Raw genomic sequence first — 3,861 nt, 5'->3', positions numbered from 1 at the left:
TGATTGACTCTGCCCGTTCGGGGCAGTAGGAAACCATCCGCAAGTCAATAGAGGGAGAGGATGTCCTTAAAAGCCAAGGCTTTGAGTAATATCAAAGATATGCTGACAAAGGACGGGTAACTAGGAAGTCTAAGCAACAATCAACGGTCATATACGCCCTAAAACCAACAATCTTGTCTGGTGGGGATACAGCCAAGAGGGTTGAATAGACAAGGAAATAATAATTCCCATTATTATTCTACTAATGACAGTAGCCTAGTTACTCAGGAGCCGGATACGGCGAAAGTCGTAAGTCCGGTTTTGAAGCAGGGGGTGGGAAGGCGACTTCCTGCTCTACTGTAACGGGTGTAGGGTGTGGGGTGTGGTGTGTGGGGAGATGGGGAGAATAAATAAAAATAGTCTCCTCAATCCTGTCTCCTCAATCCTGAATGAAGATTGTTGATTTTTGCAGGAGGTCTAATCAAGGAACCGAGGTTATTTGGTAAGCTAAAACGGTAATCTTGACCCCCGAATGCCCGTGCTGATCAGTGTTGTCATCCCTACCTACAATCGCCAAGCAATTTTAAAAAAATGTTTACTAGCCCTAGAAAATCAGCGTTTAACCGATAATAAGGTGGAAAACTACGAAATAGTCCTTGTCGATGATGGCTCTACCGATGCGACGATCGCTTGGCTAGAAAGTCACAAAGGCAATTTACCCCATCTGCAACTGTGGCAACAGGATCACGGCGGACCGGCGCTCGCTAGGAATCTGGGGGTAGAAAAAGCTCGTGGTGATACGATTATTTTTATCGATAGCGATCTGGTAGTGACAGAAAATTTTCTCCAAGCCCATGCCGACGCTTTAACCGCCGGGGCAGCAAGTCTCGGCAGCGATCGCTTATTTACCTACGGCAGTGTCATTAATACCTGTAACTTCGAGCATCCCACCAGTGAACCCTATAAAATCACCGATTTCTCCGCCGCCTATTTTGCCACGGGCAACGTGGCGATCGCTAAAAAATGGTTATTAGCGGCGGGATTATTTGATACCCAGTTTCAACTCTACGGTTGGGAAGATTTGGAATTAGGGGTGAGATTGAAGCAATTAGGACTAAAATTAATTAAATGTCCTGAAGCCGTCGGTTATCATTGGCATCCCCCCTTTAATCTCGCTCAAATTCCCAATCTCATCGATAAGGAAATTCAACGAGGACGAATGGGAGTGCTTTTTTATCAAAAACATCCCACCTGGGAAGTGCGGATGATGATTCAAATGACTTGGATTCATCGACTGTTGTGGGGTTTACTTTCCCTAGGGGGAACCCTGAATGAACGCAGCCTCTCCCCTCTGTTACAATGGTTGATCGATCGAGGTAAACCGCAATTAGCCCTAGAAATTGCCCGCATTTTTCTCAATTGGTACAATGTGCGCGGCGTTTATCAAGCTTATCGGGAAATGCAGCTTCAGTGAAATGTCTTGGCGAACACCGATGAAAGCGTTTCTCACAAAGACGAGGTGTCACTAACCCCGCCCTAAAACCAGAGACTTTGTACCTCACCATCGAGATAACTGCCCTAAGGGTGAACATTTGCCGATAAAAAACTGAATATTTGCTTTCTTTTTCTGATAATTGCTGCCACAATCAAAAGCAATCAGCATAAAGAGCGGCGGAAAACACTGACCACATTTGCCCCTTGTGAATTATCCTCTGAGATTGGGCATATTATAAAGTAAATTTTCCTAGAGGAGGAATCCCATAATGAATATCTTCGATATTTTAATCGGTTTTGTCGGTGGAGGTGCGATCGGGGGTGGGGCTTTATATGCCCTGCAAGAGGGAAAAATCAGGGAAGAACGGCAAAAATATGCGAAAATTCGGGCGGATTTAGGTAAAGCCGAAGAGGAGTTAAAAGACAGCAAAGGACAGTTAAAACCACTCGCTCTCTCCGAAGAACGGATTCGCAATATCGAAGCCACCTATAGAGAAGAAGTGGCTAAATTGCAAAAAGAGTTAGAAGATAGCCAAGGACGTTTGCAAGAGATAGCCAGCGCAACTCCCGCTCAAGCAGTGGAAGTCGCCGATAAAACCCAAATTCAGCAACTTGAACAGGAATACGAGGCTAAAATCGAGGAATTGCGCCAAAGCTACCAAAGTCAAATACAAGAGATTATAGACGGGAAGCAAGGGGAAATAGAGGCTCTGCGTCAAAGTCAACAGGCGCAGATTCTAGAATTAGAAAAGGGCTATCAGTGGCAAATTCAACAACTAGAACAGAGTTATCAAAGCCAACTGTTAGGACTAGAAAATGCCCGCCAAGCAGTAGTGGATGATCGAACCACTGAAATCGTCGAACCCTGGGATGATTTTCCCGATAGCCCCAGGGACGAAGAAATAAATCCTTTTGATGGTTTTATCACCGAAGAAACCCTAGTATTGGAACCAGAATTTGCCCCTGAAACGCCCCTAGAAACGCCTGGTTCCGAATCAGAATTCAGCAGTGAGATGAATCCTTTTGATGGTTTTATCACCGAAGAAACCCTAGTATTGGAACCAGAATTTGCCCCCGAAATGCCCCTAGAAACCTCCGTTTTCGAGGAGACATTTGACGGTTTAAACAGCCCAGAAGAAACCTTAGTTTCTCCAGAAATGACTGAGAGCGAAGATTTTCCCGTCATGGCAGAACCAGCAATCTCTGACTGGGAGATGTCCGCTGCTGAGATAGAATTTCTCAACAGTTTAACATTAGAGGAAGAAACGAGAACTATCGGTAGCCTAGAAGAATTATCGGGTAATTACGGTCAGATTCAAGAAACCGTTAGCAGTGACCCCAGTTTCTCTGATTTATTAGCCCCCGACACCGAAAAATTCGCTGATAACCAAAATTTTCTAGATGACTTATTTGCTGATACCGCTGACAGCAATAACCCCGAATTATTCGATTATTTTGCGGAAGAAACCCCCACAGTTGCATCTAACCGCCAAAAAGTTGCTTCTGTTGCGAGTGACCAAGAAGAACTAGATTTCTTCAGTATGTTGGATAATGAAGAAATGGCTAATCTAGAATCCTTACCTTCTGACGAAGAACTGCCCCTTGATGATCTATTTAGCGATGATTTATTCTCGGATGGGGACAATAGCAAAACCACGAGGCTAGAATCTCATCAGTAGGCAGATTGCCCGCCATCAAGGCAGAAGACAGAATTTCTTCCCCACCCGATTTCTGGCTTCTGACTTTCTTAACTGCGCCACCAGATGGGCGTTTTCCCCCTGTCCCCCGATTCCCTTACCATAACGTGGAAAAAAAATCTACATCAAAAGTAGTGGACATTCATAAAAAAAACAAATATGATGTGGGAGGGTACGTTGTACCCTTTTGACTGTACCTAGCCTTTTAAGGAGATTTTCCCGTGAAACTCACTATCAAAACCCTTGTTTTGTCCACTGCCACTTTCGGCTTAATGTGGGGTTAACCACAGAAACCAAAAACCTACCTAAAGCTTTTTAAAGTTACTCATTTCTGTAGCTATACAACTAAAATAAGTAACTTTGGCCACCGATAGATTTTAAGAACGTTATCAGGTATAATCAAGAGATGAAGCTAGTTGAACGTCATATTATCAGTCAAAACCATCCCTTATGGTCAGAAATAGACCATTATGCCTTCTTGTCAAAAAATTTGTTCAATCTAGCTAACGCTCTTCTGGAACTTTCGGAAATCCCCGACGGAATCCAGATTCTGAAACCCTTGGTTGACAAGTGATCGCTAACTTTTTTTCTAATAAAAACTCAAATTTCGGGTTTCTGTTAGTTAGCGATAGCTTGAAGGCTTACCCCATAAGAGAGCTAGAGTTTAGAGACTGTAAGACTTTTGCCAGAC

Annotated in this window: 2 protein-coding genes; both read left to right on the top strand. The window is 43.8% G+C overall.

Going from position 1 to position 3,861, the window contains the following annotated elements:
• Positions 1-511 precede the first annotated feature (511 nt).
• Positions 512-1,453 carry a glycosyltransferase family 2 protein gene (locus PX481_RS05840; protein ID WP_002758132.1) on the top strand — a complete coding sequence of 314 codons (942 nt, stop codon included), beginning with the start codon at positions 512-514 and terminating at the stop codon, positions 1,451-1,453.
• A 289-nt stretch (positions 1,454-1,742) separates the two neighbouring features.
• Positions 1,743-3,152 (top strand): GumC domain-containing protein, encoded by a 1,410-nt coding sequence (locus PX481_RS05835; RefSeq protein WP_002758131.1) that lies wholly within the window; start codon positions 1,743-1,745, stop codon positions 3,150-3,152.
• Positions 3,153-3,861 lie beyond the last annotated feature (709 nt).

The sequence above is a fragment of the Microcystis sp. M53603_WE2 genome (genome assembly GCF_030065435.1).
The sequence above is the reverse complement of the archived record's forward strand: the minus strand, read 5'-3'. Positions and strand labels throughout refer to the sequence as shown.

Bases quoted from the DNA above. Each gene is read 5' to 3' on its own strand.
- PX481_RS05835 (WP_002758131.1), top strand. From the start codon at position 1,743: ATGAATATCTTCGATATTTTAATCGGTTTTGTCGGTGGAGGTGCGATC.
- PX481_RS05840 (WP_002758132.1), top strand. From the start codon at position 512: ATGCCCGTGCTGATCAGTGTTGTCATCCCTACCTACAATCGCCAAGCA.